Source organism: Xanthovirga aplysinae (genome assembly GCF_009711365.1).
Lineage (GTDB): Bacteria > Bacteroidota > Bacteroidia > Cytophagales > Cyclobacteriaceae > Xanthovirga > Xanthovirga aplysinae.
Map to the genome: position 1 here is coordinate 1 of NZ_SMMB01000751.1, position 3,706 is coordinate 3,706.

The window sequence follows — 3,706 nt, forward strand, 5'->3', positions numbered from 1 at the left end:
ATTGGATTTAAAACCTGGGCATAAGACAATTTTTTCTGAATTATGATTCGAACCTTAACGAACCTTAAAAAGAATATAACCTCCAAACAAGAAGCCAGATTATTGACCAGAATTCGTATTGCAGCTGAATTGCTTCAGAATACGGATGATCAGGAGATAAAAAAAAGATATTTCCAATTAAGAAGTAAATATTCCAATGACACCCATAGACAGGAGCTGCTCATAGAGCATCATGCCCTGGTGTCAGAGGTAATTCGACGCACATTGAACATCCAACCTTTTAATAGCCAGCTATTGGCTGGAATATATTTGAAGGATGGCAATATCGTGGAAATGAAGACCGGTGAGGGCAAAACATTAGCTGCCGTATTTGCTGCTTGTTTTCACGCTCAAAATCATAAAGGTGTCCATGTCCTTACCTTCAATGACTATTTATCGGAAAGAGATGCAAACTGGACGAAACCAGTTTATGACTTTTTAGAGTATACGGTTGGCTATGTCTCTGAGAAATCTAACAAAAAGGATCGGAAAAGAGCCTATGGATGTGATATTACATACGTCACAGCAAGAGAAGCAGGTTTTGATTTTCTTCGTGACGATATGGTCTACTTTGCGAAAGATAAAGTACATCGAGGATTTAATGTGGCCATTATTGATGAGGCTGACTCCATTTTGATTGACGAAGCCAGAGTGCCCCTTGTAATTTCTAAAAACAGTGTAGGCGAAGATGAAAATTTAAAAAAGATTTCTGAAATAGTTAGTAATCTGGAATCTGATGAAGATTTTGAACCCAACCCTGAAACCAATCAGATTTATCTTACCGAAAAGGGCCAGGAACTCATTCAGGAAAGACTGGGAATTGAAAACCTATACATTCAAAAATATATCAGAATCCTTAATTCGGTCAACCTCTCTCTCCATGCTCATTTTTTGCTTAGAAGGGATGATGATTATATCATTCGAGATGGAAAAGTTGAACAAATAGATCGGTTTACCGGTAGGATAGCTGACCGAAGGCGTTGGCCGGATGGCTTGCAGGCGGCTATTGAAGCAAAGGAGCAATTAGAAATAAATCCCGGAACCCAACTGTTGGGTTCTATTGCGCTAAGGAATTTCCTGGAAAAATATTCCTTTATTTCAGGGATGACCGGCACTGCTCTCTCTTCGAAAAAAGAGTTAAAGGAATTTTACGGTCTTGAGGTTATAGCCTTACCTACAGAGAAACCATTGATCAGGAAGGATCTTCCTGATATGATCTTTAAGAGCAAAACTCAAAAGGATGCTGCAATCATTGATGAGGTTATTAAAACCAATAAGACGGGACAACCTGTACTGGTAGGAACCGAAAGCGTAGAAGAATCAGAAAGAATCACGACGTTATTACAGGAAAAAGGTCTTCACGTTAATTTATTGAATGCAAAAATAGATGCAGAAGAAGCAAGAATCATTAGTCAGGCGGGGAAACTAAACAGCATTACTATTTCTACGGCCATGGCAGGCCGAGGAACAGATATCAAGTTAGGTGATGACAATATCGAGGAGTACAATCAAGTAGCATCACTTGGTGGGTTATATGTTATTGGAACATATAGACATGAAAGTAAGCGAATCGATGATCAATTGAGGGGTCGTGCCGGACGACAAGGGGACCCGGGCAAGTCTCGTTTTTTTATTAGCCTGGAAGATGATTTGCTCTCTAATTTTGGAATAGATGACCTTTTACCAAAGAATATTCAGCATAATGCTGCAACATCATTAGGCCACCCAATCGTTCTAAAGACAGTAGATCGGGTTCAAAAGAAAGTTGAAGAACAAAATTATAAAATTAGAAAGACCCTCAACACTTATGCAGAGATTCTTGAAAATCAACGAAAGCTCTTTCAGGAAAATCGTGAGGACATTTTGATCAATGGATATCAGCCTATTAATAAAATAGGTACTCATGCTCAACGATCTGATTTGGCCCGTGAATTTTCTGAAGAAGAAATTGACGATTTTTTTAGGATCGTAGCATTATTGACTATGGATGATCAATGGTCCATGCATTTGCATTTAGCCAATGAAGTCAGGGAAAGTATCCACCTTTCCAGCCTTGCGAAATTGTCTCCTTCTAATGAGTTCAGCAAAATTATGGCTGAGGCATTTATTGAAATGATGAATGGTTTGGATGAACACATAGAACAGTCGATTCTTGAAAAGGTATTGGATAAGGAAGGAAGAACTCAATTGATGGATCTTTTATCAAATCCGTCTTCCACCTATACCGAGCTGATCACCGACCAGCCTTTCGGAGAATGGATGGAGCTGTTATTCGTTCCTTCATTAGGCACTGATTTTAAACTTGCTAAACTATTTTTCTGGCCGATACTATCCATTTTTAAAAAGAAGAATAGTACTCCAACATAAAACTAGGCTTGTAAAACGAAGGAAATCTTAACATAAAGCCGTAGCTACTGTTGGAGGATTTCTTCCGAAAAAGGTTAATTCCAGCGGCCGTCAGGACTCTCATGAAACCCCTTTTTCAGCTTTGTTGGTGAAGTTTGGTGCTTCATGAGAGTTCAGAAAAAATCCAATTAGCCTTTTTCCCACCCATTTCCACACTTTTTAAAAGTTAGGAAGGATTTCCTTGCTTATTTTCAACTTTTCTGAGAAAAACTGAGAAATCAATATACTTTTGTCCGTTCTTTGTAAGAGAAAAACGTATATGAACAAAAAACAGTAAATACGTGCAATAGAGACCGTTCTTAGGCCAAACAAACATATCATGTGGAAAACATGGCCATGTGTGAATTGAAATAAATAATAATTAGGAGTTAAAAATGAATAATGATCCGCAATTAAATGGAAAATACCTGGGTACCATTTCAGAGGATTTTGTTGTGGTAGCAGAGACTTTGAAGGAAGCTTCATACCAGATTCGAAAAAATGGATTTGATTACCCAATTTTTGCCATTTCAAAAGATGATTTACCAATCGGACAATTGCTAATTGGGAAACAGGATGTGGCCATCAAATGGAATATTTATGCCTCCTTCCTAGATGAATTTGAACAAAGAGGGCTGGTAGACAAAGAGAAAGATGCAAATTTTAAAGACACTTACAAAAACCCTGATGAATTCTGTTGTTTATTTGTAGTGGACAAGGAGTTTACCAACTTTGTTTTTATTCCTTATCCGGAAGATGCTTAATCTGATCTTTATTCAAGAACAATCCAGGATGAAAGGGGAAGGAAGAAGCCTTGGGTTGAAAAGGGAAGATTTTTAAATTCCCTTAAAAAACAAGGGAGCTAGTCGCTCCCTCCATCATTAATGTCTATAACTGTATTCAACCCTTACCGAACCTAAATCCTCTCCCGATTCCATTTCTGTACTTAGTGTGAGGTCTTCCGAGTCAAGCTGAATAATATCAAAAGTAGCGACAGAACTCACTGACTCAACTTCAAAAGCTCCTATTAAGAATAAATCTACTTCATCATTGGGATAAATAAATAATTTGGTTTGATCCTCATTAAATTCCCAGGTTGTACTAACAGACCCAGTAAATTTTTGGCCTCCTTGTTCAATGATAAAAGAAAAATCCAACGTCTTATCCGTATTAAATTTATAAGAAAAATCATTAACTATATCAATACCAACATCTTCTAGTAAGTTATCTTTAATATAATCAAAGGACAAAGTTATACCCATTGCGTATTCCATTTTTAAAT

3 protein-coding genes are annotated in these 3,706 nt (G+C 37.4%); 2 read left to right on the plus strand and 1 reads right to left on the minus strand.

The window, feature by feature from the left end; translation table 11 throughout:
- Positions 1-42: 42 nt before the first annotated feature.
- Positions 43-2,406, plus strand: coding sequence for an accessory Sec system translocase SecA2 (gene secA2 / locus E1171_RS05080; protein ID WP_155204727.1), 2,364 nt, complete (start codon positions 43-45; stop codon positions 2,404-2,406).
- A gap of 413 nt (positions 2,407-2,819) precedes the next feature.
- Positions 2,820-3,188, plus strand: a complete 369-nt coding sequence (locus E1171_RS05085; protein WP_155204729.1) for a hypothetical protein — start codon at positions 2,820-2,822, stop codon at positions 3,186-3,188.
- A 117-nt stretch (positions 3,189-3,305) separates the two neighbouring features.
- On the opposite strand, the gene E1171_RS05090 is transcribed toward E1171_RS05085, so the two are convergent.
- Positions 3,306-3,706 (minus strand): hypothetical protein (locus E1171_RS05090; protein WP_222931400.1); only part of this gene is annotated, 401 nt, incomplete at its 5' end.

What these genes read in the sequence shown, in the direction of transcription:
- E1171_RS05085 (WP_155204729.1), top strand. Translation starts at nt 2,820, where the DNA reads ATGAATAATGATCCGCAATTAAATGGAAAATACCTGGGTACCATTTCA.
- secA2 (WP_155204727.1), top strand. Translation starts at nt 43, where the DNA reads ATGATTCGAACCTTAACGAACCTTAAAAAGAATATAACCTCCAAACAA.